We start from the raw sequence: 22027 nt of genomic DNA, 5'->3' as shown, positions 1-22027 counted from the left end.
AGATTTCATTAATATCATACCACGGAAAAAAACGTTTAGGTGTTACTAAAACATTACAAATAAGTGTCATCACGAAAAAAGCCCTACAAACAATTTGTCTGTAGGGCATGCTACTATTCTTCGTCGTCGATAAATTCCGGCTCGATTTGTTCTAGACGCTCTTCTTTTAAAATCGTAAACATATTCGCCGCGTCGTCCTTGCGTGATGTTTCACGAATTTCTTCAACACGCGCTGTGACAATTTTTTGCCCGAAGCGAATCGCTAGCTCGTCGCCAACTTTCACCGTGCTTGAAGCTTTTGCTACTTTGTCATTAATTGTAATACGTCCTTGCACTGCTACTTCTTTTGCGAGCGTGCGGCGTTTAATTAAGCGTGATACTTTTAAAAATTTATCTAAGCGCATACGTTACAGCCCCTTTTCAATTTTTTTCGCGTCGTTCCAAAAAGCGTCGAGCTCATCTAACGTAAAATCAGAAAACGCCTTGCCTGATGCAGCGACACAGCTTTCAACATGCTTAAAGCGGCGTGCAAACTTTTCATTCGCATGCAGCATCGCTTCTTCTGGTGATAGCTTAAAGAAGCGCGCGATGTTCACTAATGTGAAGAATACATCACCAAGCTCGTCCATGCGCGTCGTTGCGTCACCATGCTCAAGCTCCGCCGTAAACTCCGCCCATTCCTCGTTAAACTTCGCGATCGCATCTGCCGCTTCGTCCCAATCAAAGCCAACTTTCGCCGCTTCCTTTTGATAGTTATACGCAGTTTGTAAGCTAGAAGTTTCACGGTATGCATCGTGTAATACTGACGCATCGATGTCACCTTTTTCCTCGCGCTTAATCGCTTCCCAGTTTGCGACAACAGCATCCGCATCGTCTGCTTGTGCATCACCGAAAACGTGTGGGTGGCGGCGAATCATCTTCTCTGAAATCGATGCGAGCACATCCTCAATCGTGAAGTAGCCGTTATCCTCACCAATTTGTGCGTGAAGGAATACTTGCAGTAATACGTCACCAAGCTCCTCAATCATCGCAAAGTCATCCTCTGCATCAACTGCCGCTAAAAACTCATGCACTTCCTCTAAAAAGTATTTCTTCAATGATTCGTGCGTTTGCTTTTGATCCCAAGGGCAGCCGTTTGGACCGCGCAGCGTTGCGATAATTTGACGAAGCGTCGTCCAGTCGCGATACGCTTCTGCTCTGTCACTTACAGGCGGCACGTAGATCGTCGTTAAGTTGTTAATTTCCACTTCATGATCAAGCTCGTGCAGCGGCACTGTCGTTAGCTTCTCCGCACTTGAACCTGCCGCCGTTACGATCGTTACTAGGTAGTCGTCGCGGTATTTCTCCATTAACGTCAGCTTCACCTCTGATGCACTGAACGTATCGTACACTTGCGCAATTAAAATGTGCTGGCGCATGTTAATGTCGTCCATTGACATGTTCGTGCCATCAAGCAGTTGGAATCCTTCGATTGGATCAATGCGCAGCGCCCCAAAAATCGGGTCTAAAAAGCTTTGCCCACCTTCAATCGTTAGCTGAATGTCGCCGCGATTATGTGCATCAATTAATAGCTGCACTGTTTTTTCTGCAACGAGTGGATGTCCTGGCACTGCATATAGCACGTCCTCCTGCTCCGATAGCTCGATTAACGTGTCGGTAATTTCATCATACACCGCCTCAAATCCGCCGTGCTTTTCATAAATCGCATCGAAGCTTTGTAGCATCATGCCCTCTTGCTGTAATACGTTTAGCACAGGATGATCCATCGTGCGAACGTAAATTTTCGTTGCAGCTTGTAGCTTGCGATAAACGCCGAGCTGCATTTGCTCGAATTCTGCCGCGCCTAAGCCGATTACTGTAATATTACGCATAAAATCCTCCTCTTATTTTCGATTTAACCATAATTGATATTTTGCCATTTTCCGACCGAACGGCAATAAAAACCATTCTTTGTCGGCAAGCACTTTCATTTTCGCAACTGCTGTTAAAAATACGAACGCACCGATTGCAACGGCCGAGCCACCGATTATTGCCGATTCTAAACGTGTTGATAACGCCAATACAATATCAATGACGAAGCTCCAAGCATACACCGCAATCATCATATACAATGACGCTAAAAATAGCTTTTTATAATACGATGCGGGTGCTAACGTAATCGGATGCACACGCTTTAAGTAGCGCATCAACATAAACGCGATAAAGAATAGCCCGATATTACTCGCAAACGCTGCGCCGAGCACGTCAAATAACGGCACGAGCGTTACGTTCCCAATCATTTTCAACACGAAACCTGTCACTAAAATGAGTGCAGGTACTTTTAACTTACCAAACCCTTGTAGCATTGCTGTAAATGTTAATGTAATCGACAGCGGTACGATTTGTAGCACAAAAATGCTCAGTACGGACGTTAAGCTATCTGTTTTAAATAGCATAACGTTAATGTACGGCATAACAAGCACTAAGCCAAATGACGCCGCCCAGCCAAACAGCACTGCCGCACGAAACGTTAGCTGAATAAAGCTATCCGCGTTTCGTCCTTCCTTCTTTTTGCACATAATCGCAACGAGTGGCACGATCGCTAATGCAAGCGAGCCTGCAATGACGACGCCGAGCTGAACGAGTGGCTGACCGCGGTCATAAATCCCTTTCGTTTCCTTCGCGAGTGTTTCACTAAGCCCATTTTCAAGCAATATGTTATAAATCGTAAATGAATCAATCATTTGAAACGACAATAGTACGAGCCCGCTCATACTAACGCTTAAACTATATAACGTTAGCTCTTTCACGATTGGCCATACTGCAACGCGTTCTGCTTTTTTATCGCGCTGTGGAAACAATGCCATCTTTTTAAATACCGTTACTAAAATAACGACGCCAACAAACTCGCCGACCGCCGTCGCAGCAGTCGCTACTTGTCCTGCACCATACAGCGAGCCGCTATATTTCATCACAAGCCATGAGCCACTTAAAATAATCGTGACGCGAACTGCTTGCTCGACAATTTGTGCATATGCGACTGGCTCCATGCGTCCTTTCGCTTGAAAAGAACCTTTGACGACCGCTAAAATCGGCATACATAGTACAACGAACGAACCTGTACGCATAAGCGGTGCAAGCTTGTCATCGCCCATCATATTTGCGAGAACGCCAGCTCCACTGTACAGTAACGTAAAGCAGCTGAGCGACAACACGACTAAATACCAAAAAGCTATTTTCATAATTTGAAAGCGCCTATTTTCTCGCAGCTGAAGCGTCGCGAGCGTGTCCGCATCTGCAAGCAGCTTTGAAATGGCAACCGCAAAACCACTTGCCGTCCATGCAACAAAAATCGAAATGAACGGATATACTTGCTGATAAATATAAAAACCTTCGTCTCCAACTAAATTTTGAAACGGCACACGATAAATCGCTCCTAAAATTTTTACGACGAGCGCAGAAATCGTTAGGAGGGCCGCCCCTTTCATGTAGCCTTTCATACTCCAACTTCCAGCCATATATGTTCTCTCTTTCTTTTATGTTTACTACAACGTAAAAGTATACCACATTCAACTGGAAATACATTTCATCTTGTAGGGGATCCCCTCTGAACAATTCGACATAACTAGCACGTTTTTCACATAGGTCTAACAACTAAAAAAACCGAAAAAATGAGTACTTTTTAATCATTTCATCAAAAAATCATATATTTTTATAGTTAAACTAGGCAAAAAGATGTTTAATTACATCATTTTCGGGTAACTATAAACTGTAACACAATTTATCAAACTATGGAGGTGTTTGTTTATGTTCCAAGTAGAACGTGTAACCGCTACTCCATCCTCTGTCAAACAAATGCAATATGCGTATTTAGAACATTTGCATCTTTACCGCACTGGTACGGAAGCAAATCCTTCGAAGCGGCAACTTACTGACGACGTATCCTTTTTAGATCAGCTTGAACGAGCGCATTTAAAAACACCATCAATGAAGGAGCGCGACTTTTTAGAAAAACGCAACACATTCCGTACAGAAGAGGAGTTATTACAGCGCATGAATTATACGAACGGCTTACATTACAGCCAGCTGCACAACGTAAATAACACATAAAAAAAGCATTCGACAAATGGCGTCGAATGCTTTTTTCTTTATTTATATACAAGGTGATTGAAATTTACAATGCGAACAAAGCTCGAAACAAGAGGCGGACTCCAGCGGGAATAGCGAAAATTCTTTTTGCCTCGAGTAATCGCAGAGGCATGAGCGTGACACGAAAGGCTCACGCCACGCCCGCGGAAAGTCTGCCTCGATGTGAAGAGCCGATGAACAAAACTCGAAAATACATTCACCGTCTATATAGAAGCAACTTCCTCTTTACGATTCGCATAAACTTGCTGCATTACATCTTCCACTACGTCAAACAGTCGATGCGTCGATAATAAATGCTTCTCCTCAATCGTCATGACGAGCGATTTCGTTGCACTATCCATACCAAAACCGATTGCGCGACCGTATTTGTTCGTGCCTTGCATTACTTCCGCAACGTCAAACAGCTTTGTCGCCTCCGATGTGAAATTAATTGTCACGATCGATTTTTTCAATTTAATGGAACGTAAACCGGTATGCATCCCCCACGCTTTCACACGCGCAACACGCAACAATAAAATCGTTTCCGATGGCAAATCACCGAAGCGATCCGTTAGCTCATCTGTAATTTCGATATAATCTGCGTCAGAACCCATGCTTTTAATACGTTTGTACATTTGAATTTTTTGATAACCGTCTGGAATGTACGTATCTGGAATGTATGCGTTCATCGGCAGCACAATTTCAATATCTACCTTTTGCTCGTAATCGTCGCCAAGTTGACGTTCTTCAATTGCTTCTTCTAGCATTTGTGAATACAAGTCATAGCCGACTGAATCGATGAAGCCGTGCTGCTGTGAGCCGAGTAAATCACCTGCACCACGAATCGATAAGTCGCGCATCGCAATTTTAAAACCAGAACCGAGCTCTGTAAATTCTTTAATCGCTTGCAGGCGTTGCTCCGCTATTTCCGTTAACACTTTCTCGCGTTGATATGTGAAGTATGCGTAAGCGACGCGGTTTGAGCGCCCGACACGTCCTCGTAATTGATACAGCTGCGATAAGCCCATGCGATCAGCGTCGTGCACAATGAGCGTATTCACATTTGGAATGTCGACACCCGTTTCAATAATTGTCGTCGTTACGAGCACATCATACTGTCCTTCTAAAAATTCGATAATGATACTCTCTAGCTCTGTCTCCGTCATTCGCCCATGCGCATGACCGACACGCGCCTCTGGAACGAGCTGCTTTATTTCCTCTACTTTGCTTGCCATTTCAGCAACACGGTTAAACAAGTAAAACACTTGCCCACCGCGTGCCATTTCGCGCTCGATTGCTTCACGAATTAACGCACCTCCGTCTTCCATCACGTATGTTTGTACTGGGAAGCGGTTTGCAGGGGGTGTCTCAATAACCGATAAATCACGCACGCCAACCATCGACATGTGCAGCGTTCGTGGAATCGGTGTCGCCGTCAACGTTAATACATCAACGTTTGTTTTCAGCTGCTTTATTTTTTCTTTATGCGTTACGCCAAAACGCTGCTCTTCATCGACAATTAGCAACCCTAAATCGGCATACATAACGTCCTTTGATAATAAACGATGCGTACCGATGACAATATCAACTGCACCGTCCTTTAAACCTTTTAACGTTTCCGTTTGCTGCTTACGCGTGCGGAAGCGGCTAAGCAGTCCGACTGTAATCGGGAAATCCGCAAAGCGCTCTTTAATCGTTTCATAATGTTGCTGCGCTAAAATGGTCGTCGGCACTAAAAATGCTACTTGCTTGCCGTCGATAATCGCTTTAAATGCAGCACGAATGGCAACTTCTGTTTTACCGTACCCTACGTCACCACAAACGAGGCGATCCATAGGGCGTTCGCGTTCCATATCAGCTTTTACTTCCGCAATCGTGCGCAGCTGATCTTCTGTTTCCTCATATGGGAATGCCGATTCGAACGCGCGCACTTCATCGCCATCTGGTGAAAATGCATAGCCTTTTTCAGCTTCGCGCTTTGCATATAGCTTTACTAAGTCGTCCGCAATGTCATGCACCGCTTTCGTCACTTTTGCCTTCGTGCGCTTCCATTCCGGGCCGCCGAGCTTATGCAGTCTTGGCTCACGTTCCTCTGAACCGACATATTTTTGAATTAAATCAATTTGCTCAATCGGTACATACAACTTATCATCACCGCGATAACGAATATGTAAGTAGTCACGATGAATACCGCCTACTTCGACCGTTTCAACACCGATATACTTCCCGATTCCGTGCTGTACGTGAACGATGTAGTCGCCCTCTTTCATTTCTGTATAACTTTTAATGCGTTCTGCGTTCGTCATTTTTTGCGGACGTGTACGCTTTTTCGCCGGCAGCTTTAATAATTCGTCCTCTGTAATGACTGCGAGCCTTTGCTGCGGTAGTTCAAAGCCAGCTTTAAACGATAAATCACGCGCGTATAGCCCCGCTCCGTTTAACGCACCTTCTGTTAGCACGACATCATAATCAGCAAGCAGCTCGACCATTTTCGTTACGCGCTCTTGCCCATCCGCTAAAAATAGCACCGTAAACTTCTCCGCTCGCCATCGTGCTACTTCTTGCTTAAATAGCGGAATTTGCCCTTGGAACTGCTGCATCGGCTTACACGTAAAGTTTTCCGTATGTTGGAACGTGACACCGTCAAATGAACGCGCAAATAATGCTAAATGCACGATCGTTTGCTTTAGCATCGCTAGTACTTCTTTAAATGACACACTCACCTTCACATCATGAACAAGCTTGCCGTCCTCAATTAACGACATGAACCATTCCTGCTCCTCACGCTCCCACGCATCCATGACTTCCTGAACACGCCCTAGCTCATCGACGAATACGACGCCGTGCTGTGAGAAATAATCGCCCAAATACGTTTCTTGCTCATATAAAAGCGTTCCATATTTATTCACGTAAGTTGGAATGATATTTTGTTGAAGCTGTTCGATGTCGTGCTGTACGTGAATGCGCAGCTCCTCTTTCGTCTCAGCTTTTTTCACCTTTGCAACACTACGCTCTAACGCATCTGATAATCGATGTGCAATCGACATTTTTTGCGACTGTGTGAAAATAAACTCTGCTGCTGGTAAAATACGAACTTGCTCTACCTTTTCAATCGAGCGCTGTGTTTCTGCTGAAAACGTACGAATCGAATCAATTTCTGTATCAAAAAACTCAATACGCAATGGATTTTCCTCATACGGTGGGTACACATCAAAAATACCACCACGCAGCGCAAACTGTCCTGGTGATGTAACCATTTCCGTACGTGAATAGCCCATAACGACGAGCGCCTCAAGCCATGCATCCATATCGACCTGTTCCCCAACACTCGTTTGTAGTACTTGTTTTTGCCATTCCTCAAGAGGTGTCATCGGCTTTCGCATACCTGCAACTGGAATGACATAAATTCCGACTTTGCGATGTGCTAATGCATCAAGCGTTAAAATGCGCTGTGCACGTAGCTCTGGGCTCGCCATCGTCATATCTGCTGCGATAAATTCATCAGCCGGGTAGTAATACACATTGTCGCTGCCTGCAAGCGCACTAAAATCTTCCACTAAGCGCTGTGCTTGCAGTAAATTTGATGTCAAAATATAAATAGGCTTATTTAATTTTTCAAAAACAGTATAAATTAATGCAGGTCTCGCTCCCGCCGTTACCCCTGTTACGAGATGATGTAGTCCTTGTTTTTCTAGCGTCGTAATCCATGAACGAATATGTTGATCGTCATATAAAAGTTGCGTTAATGCTTCCATATAAAATGAAAAGCCTCCCTTCAGTAGTGCCGCTTTATACAGAAAAAGGAGGTGTCGTTAAAGAACAGCCTCCTCACATCGCTTCGTTATTAGTTAAACTCATTCATCACGTCGATAAATGGCTTCGTTAATGATTTTTCTACCGCCGCTACGCTTTTTGCAATAGCGTCTGCTACGATCGGCGCATCGTCCTTTGAAAATTTCGCTAATACGTAATCAGCTACTTTCATGCCAGCAGGTGGACGGTCTACCCCTACACGAATGCGATTAAATTGTTGTGTGCCTAAATGCTGAATTAATGACTTAATGCCGTTATGTCCACCAGCACTGCCTTTTTGGCGAAGACGTAGCTTGCCTGTTTCTAAATCTAAATCATCATAAATGACAATTATATCCTCTACATCAACATCAAAATAATCCATTATCGGACGCACACATTCGCCTGATAAATTCATATACGTTAACGGTTTCAGTAAAATGACTTTACCTTCTGGACGATGCACAGTTGCGTACATGCCGTTAAACTTTGTGCTAGTGAGCGGTGCGTTCCATTCCTTCGCTAACGCATCAATTACTTCAAAGCCAATGTTATGGCGAGTATATTCATATTGTTTGCCGGGATTCCCTAAGCCAATAATTAATTTCATCGTTTATTTCACGCCTCTGTTATTTTCTAATCGTAGCTTATTTTAACATAAATACTCGACAATTTGGTTAAAGTTTGTTTGAACATTTTTACGTTACGCACATCAAAAAGATGGACGAAAATTGCTTCTCGTCCATCTGTTTAATCTTATTATTTATCGTTAATCTGTGCGACCTGGCTTGTTCGGATCAAGCTTTTCACCGGTTGCCTCCACATCATCTGCCGTCATACTAGCTGCTTCTAAATCGGCATCCTCTGCTGGTGGTGTCGGTGGTGTTACTGTCGCTAACGTATAATCATCATCATTTAAAGTATCAAATGGAATTTGGTCGCGCACGTCCGCAAGTGATAGCGTATCGCCAACTCCTAAACTTGACACATCAATTTCAATTGAATCCGGAATATCAGACGGCTTCACGCGAATTTTCAAATCAGTGTTTGGCTGCGTAATAACGCCACCTTCCCTCACACCAACTGAATCGCCAATAAGCGACACAGGCACATCGACCTCTAACTCTTCTTTCATGTTAATTGAATGCAAGTCAAAGTGCTTCACTTTACCCTTCAATGCATCACGCTGAATTTCACCAATGATCGCATTGTACGTTTTGTCGCCGAGCTGAATTTTGAAAATATGGTTTACTCCATTGCGCTGTACTTCACGCGCCATCGCTTTGTAATCGAAGTAAATCGGTGTTGTTTCCTCTACGTTAAAGCCGTAAAGAACGCTTGGCAATTTCCCGTCTTTCCTTAATTGGGTTAGTATTGAGTGACTTCCAGTTTCACGCTTTGTTGCTGTAATGACTGTTTGCATCGTTCATAGTCCCCTTTCAGTATTAGAACAAATATTTTTTGCCATGCAGTATCTTTACCCAATTGTTTTCAGTATGAAACATGAAGCGTAATTCAAGGTTGCTTTCAACGTCGAGGCAGGCTTTCCGCGGGCTCGTTTCAAGCAACCTTTATACGTCAATCCCAATTGATCGTGACGAACGAGTTCCAGGCCGTTATAAAATAGTTTTTAGACAGAACCTAATAAAACAAAAATAATGCGCTACCTTATTGGCAGTGCACGTGCGGCGAGATTTCTAGGGGAACAGCTAAAATTCTTTTTGCGACGAGTAACAATAGGAGCATGTGACTCCAGAATCCGTAAAACGAGCCGCCATACGTACCTGTTAATTGACTGGTGAATCCGCCTCGCCGAAAATAAAAAACCGCCCGAGAATGATCTCGGACGGCTCCATATAACTAACAAATTAATCAAATAAAATACTTACTGATTTGTTTTCATAAACACGAGAAATTGCATCTGCCATTAATTTCGCTACTGAAAGCTGTACGATTTTTGGAGATTTTTTATCTTCCGTTAATTGAATCGTGTTCGTTACAACTAATTCTTTAATTACAGAGTTATCAATACGCTCGATTGCTGGACCAGATAATACTGGGTGAGAGCATGAAGCGTATACTTCTTTTGCTCCAGCTTCTTTTAATGCATTTGCGCCGATCGTAATTGTACCTGCAGTGTCGATAATGTCATCGATTAAGATACAGATTTTCCCATCAACGTTACCAACGATATTCATTACCTCTGCCACATTTGGCTTTGGACGACGCTTATCAATAATTGCGATTGGTGCTTTTAAGCGCTCTGCTAATTTGCGAGCACGTGTTACGCCACCGTGGTCAGGTGATACGACAACAAGGTCTTCTGAGTTGAAGCCTTTGCCTGAGAAGTAGTCACCAATTAACGGTACTGCTACTAAGTGATCGATTAAAATATCGAAGAAACCTTGAATTTGTGGTGCGTGTAAATCTAAAACGATTACGCGTGTTGCACCAGCTGTTTCTAAAAGGTTTGCTACTAATTTAGCTGTAATTGGCTCACGAGCACGAGCTTTACGGTCTTGACGAGCGTATCCATAATAAGGCATTACAACGTTGATTGTGCGTGCAGATGCACGTTTGAAAGCATCAATCATAATTAAAAGTTCCATTAAATGCTCATTTACTGGCGCAGAAGTCGATTGCACGATGAATACATCACAACCACGAATACTTTCTTCGATGCTAATTTGTACTTCACCATCAGAGAAAGTTTTTACTGAAGATTTACCAAGTTCAACGCCCATTTCTTCAGCAATTTCTTGCGCAAGTGGGTTATTCGAATTTAATGAGAAAAGTTTTAATTTTGAGTCAGCATATTGATATGGCATGACGGCCTCCTGTTTAATTATAAATTATTATTTTAATTTGTTTGCGTAGTAATCTACCTTGTTTTCTTGACGTGCGCGAGCAATCGCTAACGACTCCGCTGGCACATCTTTTGTAATTGTTGAACCAGCTGCAACGAATGCGCCTGCTCCAACTGTTACTGGTGCAACTAAATTTGAGTTACAGCCGATGAATACGTTATCTTCAATCACCGTTTCAAATTTATTTTTACCATCGTAATTTACCGTAATCGAGCCGCAGCCAATGTTGACGCCTTTTCCTACTTTCGCATCGCCAATATAGCTTAAATGCGAAACTTTTGAATCGTCTTCAATTACGCTCTTTTTCACTTCCACAAAGTTACCGATTTTCACATCGTTACCTAATTGTGCTTGCGGGCGTAAATGTGCAAACGGACCAACTGCTGTATCATTACCGACAACACTATCTGTTAGAACAGACTGTTTAATTTCTGTTCGTTCACCAATCGTACTGTTTGTAATTTGGCTGTTCGGACCGATGATGCAATCTTCACCAATTACTGTTTTACCTTCAATGACTACACCTGGTTTTAATACAGTATCGCGACCGATTATAGCGTCAGCACTAATTGATGTGCTATTTGGTGCTAAAATTGTCACGCCATTACGCATATGTGTTTCTTGAATGCGCGCTTGCATTAACGTTTCCGCCTCCGCAAGTGCTACGCGATCATTTACACCTAGCGTTTCGTTAAAGTCCGGCGTCACATAAGCTGCAACAACCTCACCTTGCTTTTGTAAAATTTCAATAACGTCTGGTAAGTAATACTCACCTTGTGCATTGTCATTTCCAACAAGTTTTAACGTTTCAAATAAAGCTTTATTATCGAAGCAATAAGTGCCTGTATTAATTTCTGTTACGAGCTTTTGTTCATCGTTCGCATCTTTTTGCTCAACGATTTGTGATACTTGCCCATTTTCATCACGAATGATGCGACCATAACCAGTTGGATTGTCTGCAACTGCTGTTAAAATCGTCGCCTTTGCGTTCAGTTCATTATGATGTGCAAGTAATGCCTGCATCGTTTCTGGACGAATTAATGGTGTATCACCACAAATAACTAACGTTGTACCTTCTTCATTACCTAAAGCGCTTTCAGCTTGTTGTACGGCATGAGCTGTCCCTAATTGTTCAGCTTGTAATGCGTATTCGCTTTTGTTACCTAGCTGCTCTTTCACCAATTCTGCGCCGTGACCAACGATCGTTACAATACGTTCAACATCTAATGTCTCAATGTGATCCACGACATGCTGTACCATTGGTTTACCACATACTGGGTGAAGAACTTTATATAGCTTGGACTTCATACGTGTACCTTGACCTGCTGCCAAAATCACCGCGTAAATATTAGCCATTGTTGAGTCCTCCAATACGCTGATTTTCTATTATGACTATAAAGCAAATGCACTGTTATTTCAAGTTGTTATCAGTTCACGTCAAGCATATTGTCAATAGTTTTCAACGCATTTCTACAAAAATCACTAGCAAAAAATTACTGTAACATAACAAATAAACTAAGAAATCTTTTACGTTTACAAGCAAACGATGACGTAAACGCGCAACATTTTACGTTATAAAAATTTATAGAATTTTCATGCATTTGCTATTTTTATGATGAGGTCTGACTTGTTGCCAACAATCTGAATAATGTGTGACAATTTGTAAAAAATAATCACGTCTGTTGATTCGCTACTTGTATACAGCTGAATTAGTTGTTTTCAGTAGCAAAACGGAAATGAATGCAACGTGATAATGGAATGGAGCGTGCGGCGAGACTCCTTGGCGAACAGCTCGTCCCGTAACCCTCGACATAGGAGCGGTGCATAGGCTTGAGGAGGTTCTACAAAAACAAAAAAGTCATTCGAAACATCGCTGCTTCGAATGACTTTTTCACCTGTATAACGATTATACTTCTACTGCTTCTTTTTCTTGTTTTACAACATCTTCTGTTAACAGTGATGCTTCCGTCACTTCAGATTCCGCATATGCTGCTAAAATTTTATCTTGAATTTTAGCGCGCATTTCCATGTTAATTGGGTGTGCTACGTCGCGGAACTCGCCTTCTTTTGTACGTTTTGAAGGCATCGCTACGAACAAGCCGTTGTTGCCATCAATTACGCGCAAATCATGCACGACAAATGCATCATCCAACGTAATCGATACGATTGCACGCATGCGCCCCTCTGTTTCAACTTTGCGTAAACGGATATTTGTTACTTCCATTATTTGCACCATCCTTATTTTTAGTAGTTTATTCCAATGTGATGTTATTCTATAAACAGTGACATAAATCCTTCTTTTAAAAAGATATTTTTATATAATTTGGAATCTTCCTAAAAAATAGTGCTTTACGAGAAATAACAGCGTTTTTTTATACGCAAAATTGACTATTTAATGGCTCTTCACCATAACTTGGGGTTGCTTTTCACGTCGAGGCAGGCTTTCCGCGGGCGCGGCTCAAGCAACTTTTATACGTCAACCCCAGCTTACGGTGATGAACCTATTTAATGTAACTCAGAAACATAATACTACTGTACGTCCGTTAATTGCGATGTTAAATGAGCCTTTTCGTTTGTTCATACGTTTCCTCAACTGCAGCACTACTCGTTTGCTGATTTTGCACTAGCATCGCAATCGCATCGCTAAAACGTAGCATTAACGTATCGCTGCTGTGTAAAATTTCTTTCACGCGCGTTGCTTTTTGTACAACTGACGTACTGTTCGTATCAATTTGAATCGCCTCATTCGTTAAGCGCTCAACGACGTCTTGCAAACTTTGCATTACCGTATATAGCTGCTCGAACGTTTCATTCGTCGCAGTTGCGCGATGTACTTGCATGCTAATCGTTTGCACGCCATTTTCTATTTTTTGTAATGCAACTTCATTATAGCGATTAACTTCAGCTAAATTATCATCGATGCGCACGAGTGTTTCATCAGTCACCGTCGCAAGCTTACGAATCTCTTCTGCCACAACTGCGAAGCCTTTACCAAAATCTCCTGCACGCGCTGCTTCAATCGAGGCATTAAGTGACAACAAATTCGTCTGTGTTGTAATCTCACGAATCGCATTAGCAAGCACGTTCGTTTCTGTAATTTTCATCGTCAAGTCATCAAACGTCGATTTTAGCTCGTTGAAAAACAAATGGAATGTTTCGATTTCACTCTTCATCTCCTGCATGCTCGTTGCTCCTACTGTCGCTTCATTTGCTGCTGTAGAAGCTTGCTCAACGACGTTTTGAAGCGTAAACATCATGCTCTCTACACTGCGCTTTGTCGCGTCTGTCGTTTCTACAACGCCGAGAATTTGCTGTTGCTGCTCTTCTGCACCACTTAACACATCATTTGCCGCTTCTGTCATTCGCTGCTGTGCGCCATATGATGTGTCATTTAAAGCTGTGATTTTTTGCAAGTTCGCTGTCATCGCCTCAACTGCCTGCATTAATATTTCACGCTGCTGCCCATCTTGCTGTGCACGTTCAGCTGCCGTTACGATTAATTCATTTGCACGACTGTGTATTTGATTTGTAAAACGAACAAGGGAAAATAACACAATTGACGATAATAAATGCAATAAATACACATTCGTATACGAAACGACTAACGTTCCTGCCCCATTTAAGCCAACTGTAACGATAATACCTAACGTCACAGCATAGCCAAACAGAAATACGGACATGCGACTATGAATTGACGAGGCAACTAACGCTAAAAAGGCTACCCCAATCGCACCCACTTTCGGCTCGTCAAATATGAGCGATGTAATAGCTATACATGCAATTAAAAAAACACTAATATACGGAAAAATTGCTCGAATCGCTGTTGATTTTTTTTGTAAAAAAAACATTGTTACGATGATCAGATCAATAGCGGCTAATGTTACCGGTACGACAATGTGATTTTTCATTAATAAATTAAATACGAGCCCCAATGTAGCAGCGATAACAATAATAATTGTCATTAAACGATTTTTACGCTCTAAATCCTCTCTTAAAAGCTGTTTTATATCCATACTTTACACCCCTTTTTAAAATGCCGATTCGTTCATTTAATAACAAGCCAATCAATCGACAGAAGCGTAAGGCGGCCCGCTTTGCCTCTGCGGTTACTCGAGGCAGATCAATTCTGGGAATCGGCGGCGAACACGATGTTTGTCATGAAGGTGATGACGCGTGTAATAGCGTTCACCGCCTTCCTCAAGCCTCCTCGACACTCATGCTTCGTGTATGGGGGGCTCAAGGCTCGCGCTTTTCCCGCTGGAGTCCGACTTTTATTTCAAGCAACCTTTATGCATCAACCTCAGCTTACAGTAATGAACCGTCTATTTACTAAAAATGATTATAATCTTCCATTCCCTCAATTACTTTTTAGTACTCATCATTACAACAAAAAAACCTCATTCGAGAGGCTCTTCGAATGAGGTTTTTTTCATATTATTTCAAGCGTGTTGATTAGCCATTGAATTGGCAAGTCGCGTATGGCGGCTCACTTTGCCTCTGCGGTTACTCGAGGCAGATCCATTCCTAGGGCTCGGCGTACGCTCTCTGCCATTATAAAGACACATTTATTGTTGTTTTACTGCTAAAAACAACCAATGTAGCTGTATACAAGTGGCGAATCAACAGACCTGCGTTTATTTAACTAATGCAATTACTTCGATTTCTACTTTTACGTCCTTTGGTAAACGTGCCACTTCTACTGCTGAACGCGCTGGTTTATGCTCACCGAAATGTTGTGCATACACTTCGTTCATCGCTACGAAGTCGTTCATATCCTTCATAAATACAGTCGTTTTCACAACTTGGTCTAATGAAGAGCCTGCTTCTGCAAGCACTGCTTTTAAGTTTTCAAACACTTGGTTCGTTTGTGCTTGAATATCGCCTTCTACTAAATCGCCTGCAGCTGTCAGTGGAATTTGACCTGAAGAATAAAATACGCCGTTTACGATAATACCTTGCGAATATGGTCCAATTGCAGCTGGAGCATTTGTTGTTGAAACTACCTTCATCATTTAATCTCTCTCCTTAGAAAAAAAGTTTCCTTCACTTAAAGCAATAGTACGGTCTTTCTCATTTACTTCATGTAGCTTGACGAGTGAATAGTAGTCATCTACGAGCGTTTCGTCCGCATGCTCTGCCTCAACAAGCACCGCGATGCCTGCAAGCTCACAATCGAACTCCTCTAGTAAATTTTTCATGCCGTTCATCGTGCCGCCAACTTTCATGAAGTCATCGGTAATGAGCACACGCTGTCCACTTTTCATGCTACGTTTTGATAATACCATTGTTTGAATTCTTCTTGAAGAGCCTGATACGTAATTAATGCTCACCGTTGAGCCTTCTGTTACTTTGCTATCGCGACGTACAACAACGACCGGTACATTTAAATGACGTGCAATCGCATGCGCAATCGAAATACCTTTCGTCGCTACCGTCATAATGACATCAATTTGCTGGTCCGCAAACGCGCTTGCGAACACTTTCCCAACTTGGTTCATTAAATCTGGGTTGCCGAGCAAATCGGTCATAAATAAATAGCCACCTGGTAATAAACGATCCGACTGACTAAGTTGGTCAATTAAATTAATGATGATCTGTTGAATTTCCTGATCTGACATTTTCGGGATGTACTTCACACCACCGGCTGCGCCAGGCACAGTTACTAATAGCCCGATTCCTTTTTCTTCAAATGTTTCTTTAACGATTGTTAAGTCTTCACTAATCGAGGATTTCGCCGATTGATAAAGCTCTGAAAAGTAAGTTAACGGGATTAGTTGATGTGGATGCTCAAGCAAATAGTATGTCATGTCGACAAGTCGCTCACTGCGCTTCCATTTCATATAACCCACTCCTTATTATAAATACGAATATTTTATACACAATTTACCATGAATGTACGGTTTTATACAAGTGCATTGCGTTCGCCGACTAAGCGGATTGTGTATACTTCTTCACAAAAGCCTTTTAAGCCATTATAAATACGTGCAGCACGCGCCTCATGCTCAACAAGCCCAAATACTGTCGGTCCGCTTCCGCTCATCAGTACTGCGTCCGCCCCGAAGCGCTTCATTTGCTCTTTAATGATCGCTACTTCCGGATGCATATTTAACGTTACCGATTCTAGCACATTGCCGATCGAATCGCACATTTTTGAAAAGCTGCCTTCCTCAATTGCCTGTAACATCGCTGCTGTGTTCGGATGCTCAACTGTTTCGTCTAACTTTAAGCCGCCATACACTTCCGCCGTTGATACACCAATTGATGGCTTCGCAAGCACGACCCAACAAGCAGGTGGTGACGATAGCTCTTGAATTTTCTCTCCTCGCCCTTTCGCAAGCGCAGTTCCGCCGTACACACAAAATGATACGTCCGAGCCTACTTTCGCTCCAAGCTCCGCCAACGTATCGATGCTTAAATTTAAGTTCCATAATTCATTTAAACCGCGTAACGTCGCCGCGGCATCACTGCTTCCACCTGCAAGCCCTGCTGCAATTGGAATTTCTTTATCGATTGAAATCGATACGCCTTGCTTAATGTTATACGCATCCTTTAACACTTTTGCCGCCTGATACGCTAAGTTGCGATGGTCATCTGGTACGAAACGATCTGCTGATAAAATGACAATTTCCTCATCATCGCGCAATTCTAAACCGATGCGATCTGCTAAATCTACCGTCGTCATCACCATCTCAACCTCGTGATAACCGTCTGGACGTTTATGTAATACGTCTAATGTTAAATTAATTTTTGCTGGTGCCTTTACGTAAAGCATTGCTATTCCTCCTGCCGCATGGAAAATGAACTCGTCCATTGCCGAGCCCATCCTTTAATTTTCATGTGTTCTATTCTACCATACAACAACGAAAAACGACCGCACAGAACTTGTACCGAGCTGTCACATTTCTGTACACATAAAAAACACCCAGGCGCGTTGCCATGAGTGCTCGTTATGTAACCATATAAATCAAAACAAATTACTTAGCTGTCATTACTTCTTGTTCAAAAGTAATTTCAACAGCTTCCGTTAAAATATCTGTATAACTATACGACACACGTTTCGTTGTGTTATCGTCTTGATCGAGTTCTACGACAAAAATCGCGCGGTACGTATCACAAAGTACGCCCGTACACTCGACGGTTTTCTTGCGACCACCATTTGCTTTTAATTGCAAACGTTTTCCCAAATGACTATCTAACGACTTTTTAATGTCAGCTAATGTTTTTGGCATTTTCGCATACACCTCACTATATGTCAGTATATTACGAAATATTATATTTGTCAATCAAAATATAATATTATAATCTTCCGTATATACAATGTCAATTACTTTCCTATACATCGCATATTTTTTTCGTATTTTGCACTAAAACCATTGCAATCTCGGCGTTTATAAGGGATGGAAAGTGCCTATTTTCTACAATTCGTAGTATATAGACGGTCAAGCGTGTTGATTAGCCATTCGATTGGCATTTCGCGTATTGCGGCTCGCTTTTCTGGGGCTCGGCGGCGAACACGATGTTGGTCATGAAGGCGATGCCAAATGGACGTGCGCTTATCGCCTTCCTCAAGCCTCCGCGCCATTCCTGCGTCGTGGCTTGCGGGGTCTTGAGGCACGAGCTTTTCCCCTAGAAGTCTCGCCGAACGCGCCATGCCATTTTTACGCGGCTTCTATCTCAGTGTTGCTGCTGAAAACAACCGATTCAGCTGTATAAAAGTGGCGAATCAACAGACGTGATAGACGGTGAATGTATTTTAAAGTTCTATTAGGACATGTCTAAAAACTCCAGAATTCAGTATACATAATAGCGAGGAACGAAATCGCGTTCTTTGTCATAACATGGCGTTGCTCTTTACATCGAGGCAGCCTTTCCGCGGGCTCTGCGGCGAACACGATGTTTATTCTGAAGGCAGTGACTCGTGTAGTGGCGCTTACTGCCTTCCTCAAGCCTCCTCAACACTCGTTCCTCGTGTCTGCGGGGTCTTTCGACGCGAGCTTTTCCAGCTGGAGTCCGCCTCTCGTTTCAAGTATGCGTCAATCCCAATTGATCGTGACGAACGAGTTCCAAGCCGTTATAAAATCATTTTTAGACAGAACCTAACTAACACACTTGAAAAAAGGATGTGCTACTGTCGATTTGACATGCAACACATCCTTTACGTTTAGGCGAAATGCGGGTGCAATGCGTCTGCTAAGCGACCGAATTCTTCAATCGTTAACGTTTCACCGCGGCGCTTCGGATCAATGTTAGCCGCTTCAAGTGCTGCTAAAATTTCATCCTTTTTCGCCTTGCCGTGTTGTAAACCCGCCTGTAAGTTATTAAAAATCGTTTTACGTCGCTGTACGAACGACGCACGCGTTACGACGAATAAAAAGTCTTCATCAATGACTTCAACTGGTGGTTTGTTATGCTTAATTAAACGAATAACCGCTGAATCGACGTTCGGCTGTGGCATAAATACCGTTTTTGGCACGATCATCGCTACTTCCGCTGTGCAGTAATATTGAATCGCGATCGAGAGCGAGCCATACGCTTTCGTGCCTGGCTTTGCCGTAATGCGGTCTGCTACTTCCTTTTGCATCATAACAACAAATCCGCGAATCGGTAAGCGATCGTTTAATAACTTCATTAAAATTGGCGTCGTTACATAATACGGTAAATTCGCTACAACCATAATGTCGTCGATGTGTGGCATTTGCTCTGCGATGACCGCTTCTACGTCCGCCTTTAAAATATCTGAATGCACGATCGTTACGTTGTCATACGGGCTAAGTGTGTCCTCTAGCACCGGTAACAAGCGTTGGTCGATTTCAAATGACACAACCTTTTTTGCTCCTCGTGCTAAATGCTCCGTTAATGCGCCAATACCAGGGCCGACTTCGATTGCACCACTATTTTCTGTTAAGTGGGCTTGTGACACGATGTTGCGTAAAACATTTGGATCGATTAAAAAGTTTTGCCCTAAACTTTTTTTAAATGAAAATCCGTACTTATCTAAAATTGCCTTCGTTCGCACTGGTGTGGCGATATCTTTATACATTGTTTTCCTCCTGATCAATCGTGTGCATTGCGTTTGCAAATTGCTCTACTGTAATTTGAAACGCCTGCAATCGCTTATGCAGCTGTTTGCCGTTTGTTGCGCCAATATTTAAAATGCTGCCTAAACGTTCTCGGCGTGCCTTTGCGCTCGGGTGACCGATTAATTTCGCATACATTAAATCTTCTCGTGTAATTTCTTCTACAGGCATGTTCTCAGTCGTCGTGTAGACGTTTTGTAGCGCATAGCGAATGTCCTCGTCCGCCGCATGCTCAATGCCGATTTTTTTGCCGTTTTTTGCCTTCGCTTGATCCTTCGTTAAAAACGCATGCTTCACTCCTGGCACACGCTGCTCAATAATGGCCCGAATGCGTTGCCCAGGATAATCTGGGTCGGTGAAGACGATGACGCCACGAATTTGTTGTGCATGCTCGATGCGACGAAGTGTGTCCTCTGAAATTGCCGAGCCGTTCGTTTCAATCGTGTCCGCATTAACAGCACGTTGAATCGCAATCGTATCGTCTTTTCCTTCAACAACGATAAATTCTTGAATACGCAAGCTTCAATTCCTCTTTCCTTGTTTTAACGTCATACTGTGCTTTATTTTACATCGCTCTGTATCGTCTGTCCAATTGCAATGATGTCGCAAAAATGTAAAATGGCAGAGTACAATGCTATCATTGTCTCTACCATTCCAATTAATTTAACACTTTCACACGAACTGTGCGGCGTCCCCAATCATATGCATCGTCAACATTCGGCATAAATAAATCGATAATATTTCCTTTAATCGCACCACCTGTATCGCCAGCAACCGCATAGCCATATCCTTCAACCCAAACATCTGAGCCAAGCGGAATGACTTTCGGGTCTACTGCGATTACTTTTAAATGTGGGTTTTTCAGTAAGTTAATACCCGTCTTCGTAATGCCGATGCAGCCTTTACATGTCGCTGTATAAGCGGTTGCCGTCATCGTTAGCTCGCGACCTGCTGACGGCTCCTTCGCTACTTGATTGTTATGTAGCACAGATGTTATTGGTGCTGTTTTACTAACGGTCGATTTCGTTGTGCTCACTGCCGTTTTCGTACCGACTGCAACGATTTGATTCACCGGCTTTGACACAACTTTCTCCTCCGCTAACGTGCGCGAAACTTCCTTGCCATTTTCAAGCACAACTTCATATGTACGTGATAACGTTCCTCGCTTACCTCGCTGAAGCACTTTTTTGCGCCCCTTTAACAGCGTGTCGTCATTTTTCATCTCGATTTCAAATGCTACTTTATCTTCCATAACATCGGTCACTTTTTTCACTCGAACGATTTCGATTGTCTGCCCTGGTGTAACGTACTCATCTAAGCTGTAATCGATGCGGTCTAGCTCTCCTAATTGAATGCCTTGCTCCTGTAAAACATTCGCGATCGTCGTCGATGTCGCTGCTACTTGTCGAACCTTTCTGCCATCTACAATCGTTATTTCAAACGCCTGCTCAACATCAATTTTGCCGTCCTCACCAACTTGCTGATGTAGGCTATGCGACAATTTATCGTCTTCTGCTACGTCAATGTTTGCTTCTGCTAAAATATTTTTCACAACATTTTCGGTCGTCCAAACATTGCGTTTTTCCTCATTCACGGAAATCTCAATTTTTTTCGCCTTTTCGACATCAATGATCATTTTTGCTGTCAAAGTCGTGTCCAGTGGCGGCTGTACGTCATCATATGCCGAAACTTCGACGCCGATTTCATCAAGCGCCTCCTGTACCGTATGTGCATTTGTCGTAAATTGTTGAATTTGTCCATCTACTTGTAGTGTAATGGCTTTCCCTGTACTTTCTGAAAGGACAAAACCAATTATTAATGTGAATAAAACAATAGAAATTAACGTTCGCTTTTTTCGCAATGCACGCGATACGGAATTTCCAGTGGTATAATTTGTCATTAAAAAAGAGCACCTCCTTAATACTTGTTGGATTATACGGGGTACTTTTCCCTATGTCAACAGTAGTATATCTTGATAACTTCTGCATAATCGAGCAAAATCGAACAAAATACTAGTAGGCGGTGCCAAGCGTGTTGATTAGCCATTAAACTGGCATTTCGCGTATGGTGGCTCGCTTTGTCTCTGCGATTACTCGAGACAGAAAAACATGTGCTCCTGCGGTTACTCGTCGCAGATAAATTCCTGGGGCTCGGCGGCGAACACGATGTTGGTCATGAAGGTGA

The 22027-nt window shown here is 42.8% G+C and carries 18 protein-coding genes; 1 reads left to right on the top strand and 17 read right to left on the bottom strand.

Going from position 1 to position 22027, the window contains the following annotated elements; translation table 11 throughout:
- Positions 1 to 113: 113 nt before the first annotated feature.
- Genes A6K76_RS05120 through A6K76_RS05110 form a run of 3 tightly spaced genes read right to left on the bottom strand, consistent with a single transcriptional unit; the run spans position 114 to position 3479 of the window.
- Entirely contained in the window at positions 114 to 404 is a 291-nt protein-coding gene (locus A6K76_RS05120; protein ID WP_066462778.1) for an RNA-binding S4 domain-containing protein, read from the bottom strand.
- A gap of 3 nt (positions 405 to 407) precedes the next feature.
- Entirely contained in the window at positions 408 to 1871 is a 1464-nt protein-coding gene (gene yabN / locus A6K76_RS05115) for a bifunctional methyltransferase/pyrophosphohydrolase YabN (protein WP_066462777.1), read from the bottom strand.
- Between the two features lie 12 nt (positions 1872 to 1883).
- Positions 1884 to 3479, bottom strand: coding sequence for a putative polysaccharide biosynthesis protein (locus A6K76_RS05110; protein WP_342669488.1), 1596 nt, complete (start codon positions 3477 to 3479; stop codon positions 1884 to 1886).
- Positions 3480 to 3786: 307 nt separating this feature from the next.
- On the opposite strand from A6K76_RS05110, the gene A6K76_RS05105 reads away from it, so the two are divergent.
- Complete coding sequence (locus A6K76_RS05105; protein WP_066462775.1) at positions 3787 to 4089, top strand: hypothetical protein; 303 nt, start codon at positions 3787 to 3789, stop codon at positions 4087 to 4089.
- A gap of 242 nt (positions 4090 to 4331) precedes the next feature.
- Here the strand turns inward: A6K76_RS05105 and mfd are convergent, their stop codons facing one another.
- The 14 genes from mfd to A6K76_RS05025 form a co-directional block, all read right to left on the bottom strand.
- On the bottom strand, positions 4332 to 7862 hold the full coding sequence (gene mfd, locus A6K76_RS05100) for a transcription-repair coupling factor (protein WP_066462774.1): 3531 nt from the start codon (positions 7860 to 7862) through the stop codon (positions 4332 to 4334).
- An 89-nt stretch (positions 7863 to 7951) separates the two neighbouring features.
- Complete coding sequence (gene pth / locus A6K76_RS05095; RefSeq protein ID WP_066462768.1) at positions 7952 to 8509, bottom strand: aminoacyl-tRNA hydrolase; 558 nt, start codon at positions 8507 to 8509, stop codon at positions 7952 to 7954.
- Between the two features lie 159 nt (positions 8510 to 8668).
- A complete protein-coding gene (locus tag A6K76_RS05090; protein ID WP_066462766.1) occupies positions 8669 to 9322 on the bottom strand; it encodes a 50S ribosomal protein L25 in 654 nt (217 codons plus the stop codon).
- Positions 9323 to 9767: 445 nt separating this feature from the next.
- Positions 9768 to 10727 carry a ribose-phosphate diphosphokinase gene (locus A6K76_RS05085; RefSeq protein ID WP_066462764.1) on the bottom strand — a complete coding sequence of 320 codons (960 nt, stop codon included), beginning with the start codon at positions 10725 to 10727 and terminating at the stop codon, positions 9768 to 9770.
- A 27-nt stretch (positions 10728 to 10754) separates the two neighbouring features.
- Positions 10755 to 12122, bottom strand: a complete 1368-nt coding sequence (glmU, locus tag A6K76_RS05080; RefSeq protein WP_066462762.1) for a bifunctional UDP-N-acetylglucosamine diphosphorylase/glucosamine-1-phosphate N-acetyltransferase GlmU — start codon at positions 12120 to 12122, stop codon at positions 10755 to 10757.
- Positions 12123 to 12672: 550 nt separating this feature from the next.
- A complete protein-coding gene (gene spoVG / locus A6K76_RS05075) occupies positions 12673 to 12990 on the bottom strand; it encodes a septation regulator SpoVG (protein WP_066462759.1) in 318 nt (105 codons plus the stop codon).
- 331 nt (positions 12991 to 13321) lie between these two features.
- Positions 13322 to 14779: a methyl-accepting chemotaxis protein gene (locus tag A6K76_RS05070; RefSeq protein WP_066462758.1), complete on the bottom strand. Its 1458-nt coding sequence runs from the start codon at positions 14777 to 14779 to the stop codon at positions 13322 to 13324.
- Positions 14780 to 15400: 621 nt separating this feature from the next.
- Complete coding sequence (locus A6K76_RS05060; protein ID WP_066462806.1) at positions 15401 to 15775, bottom strand: RidA family protein; 375 nt, start codon at positions 15773 to 15775, stop codon at positions 15401 to 15403.
- 3 nt (positions 15776 to 15778) lie between these two features.
- Positions 15779 to 16606, bottom strand: coding sequence for a pur operon repressor (purR, locus tag A6K76_RS05055; protein WP_066462756.1), 828 nt, complete (start codon positions 16604 to 16606; stop codon positions 15779 to 15781).
- 62 nt (positions 16607 to 16668) lie between these two features.
- Positions 16669 to 17538, bottom strand: coding sequence for a 4-(cytidine 5'-diphospho)-2-C-methyl-D-erythritol kinase (ispE, locus tag A6K76_RS05050; protein WP_066462754.1), 870 nt, complete (start codon positions 17536 to 17538; stop codon positions 16669 to 16671).
- Between the two features lie 202 nt (positions 17539 to 17740).
- Positions 17741 to 17995, bottom strand: a complete 255-nt coding sequence (veg, locus tag A6K76_RS05045) for a biofilm formation stimulator Veg (protein WP_066462752.1) — start codon at positions 17993 to 17995, stop codon at positions 17741 to 17743.
- 932 nt (positions 17996 to 18927) lie between these two features.
- On the bottom strand, positions 18928 to 19806 hold the full coding sequence (rsmA, locus tag A6K76_RS05035) for a 16S rRNA (adenine(1518)-N(6)/adenine(1519)-N(6))-dimethyltransferase RsmA (RefSeq protein WP_066462747.1): 879 nt from the start codon (positions 19804 to 19806) through the stop codon (positions 18928 to 18930).
- Positions 19799 to 20362 (bottom strand): ribonuclease M5, encoded by a 564-nt coding sequence (gene rnmV, locus A6K76_RS05030; protein ID WP_066462745.1) that lies wholly within the window; start codon positions 20360 to 20362, stop codon positions 19799 to 19801. Before rnmV ends, rsmA begins: the two co-directional genes overlap by 8 nt.
- A gap of 139 nt (positions 20363 to 20501) precedes the next feature.
- Complete coding sequence (locus tag A6K76_RS05025; RefSeq protein ID WP_066462743.1) at positions 20502 to 21743, bottom strand: resuscitation-promoting factor; 1242 nt, start codon at positions 21741 to 21743, stop codon at positions 20502 to 20504.
- Positions 21744 to 22027: the final 284 nt, after the last annotated feature.

The sequence above is a fragment of the Caryophanon latum genome (assembly GCF_001700325.1).
In the GTDB taxonomy this organism is placed as follows: Bacteria; Bacillota; Bacilli; order Bacillales_A; family Planococcaceae; genus Caryophanon; species Caryophanon latum.
This window is presented reverse-complemented; position numbering and strand designations above follow the sequence as displayed.

Excerpts from the sequence above, each read along its gene's own strand:
- A6K76_RS05120 (WP_066462778.1), bottom strand. The coding sequence starts at position 404 with ATGCGCTTAGATAAATTTTTAAAAGTATCACGCTTAATTAAACGCCGC.
- yabN (WP_066462777.1), bottom strand. The coding sequence starts at position 1,871 with ATGCGTAATATTACAGTAATCGGCTTAGGCGCGGCAGAATTCGAGCAA.
- A6K76_RS05110 (WP_342669488.1), bottom strand. The coding sequence starts at position 3,479 with ATGAAAGGCTACATGAAAGGGGCGGCCCTCCTAACGATTTCTGCGCTC.
- A6K76_RS05105 (WP_066462775.1), top strand. The coding sequence starts at position 3,787 with ATGTTCCAAGTAGAACGTGTAACCGCTACTCCATCCTCTGTCAAACAA.
- mfd (WP_066462774.1), bottom strand. The coding sequence starts at position 7,862 with ATGGAAGCATTAACGCAACTTTTATATGACGATCAACATATTCGTTCA.
- pth (WP_066462768.1), bottom strand. The coding sequence starts at position 8,509 with ATGAAATTAATTATTGGCTTAGGGAATCCCGGCAAACAATATGAATAT.
- A6K76_RS05090 (WP_066462766.1), bottom strand. The coding sequence starts at position 9,322 with ATGCAAACAGTCATTACAGCAACAAAGCGTGAAACTGGAAGTCACTCA.
- A6K76_RS05085 (WP_066462764.1), bottom strand. The coding sequence starts at position 10,727 with ATGCCATATCAATATGCTGACTCAAAATTAAAACTTTTCTCATTAAAT.
- glmU (WP_066462762.1), bottom strand. The coding sequence starts at position 12,122 with ATGGCTAATATTTACGCGGTGATTTTGGCAGCAGGTCAAGGTACACGT.
- spoVG (WP_066462759.1), bottom strand. The coding sequence starts at position 12,990 with ATGGAAGTAACAAATATCCGTTTACGCAAAGTTGAAACAGAGGGGCGC.
- A6K76_RS05070 (WP_066462758.1), bottom strand. The coding sequence starts at position 14,779 with ATGGATATAAAACAGCTTTTAAGAGAGGATTTAGAGCGTAAAAATCGT.
- A6K76_RS05060 (WP_066462806.1), bottom strand. The coding sequence starts at position 15,775 with ATGAAGGTAGTTTCAACAACAAATGCTCCAGCTGCAATTGGACCATAT.
- purR (WP_066462756.1), bottom strand. The coding sequence starts at position 16,606 with ATGAAATGGAAGCGCAGTGAGCGACTTGTCGACATGACATACTATTTG.
- ispE (WP_066462754.1), bottom strand. The coding sequence starts at position 17,538 with ATGCTTTACGTAAAGGCACCAGCAAAAATTAATTTAACATTAGACGTA.
- veg (WP_066462752.1), bottom strand. The coding sequence starts at position 17,995 with ATGCCAAAAACATTAGCTGACATTAAAAAGTCGTTAGATAGTCATTTG.
- rsmA (WP_066462747.1), bottom strand. The coding sequence starts at position 19,806 with ATGTATAAAGATATCGCCACACCAGTGCGAACGAAGGCAATTTTAGAT.
- A6K76_RS05025 (WP_066462743.1), bottom strand. The coding sequence starts at position 21,743 with ATGACAAATTATACCACTGGAAATTCCGTATCGCGTGCATTGCGAAAA.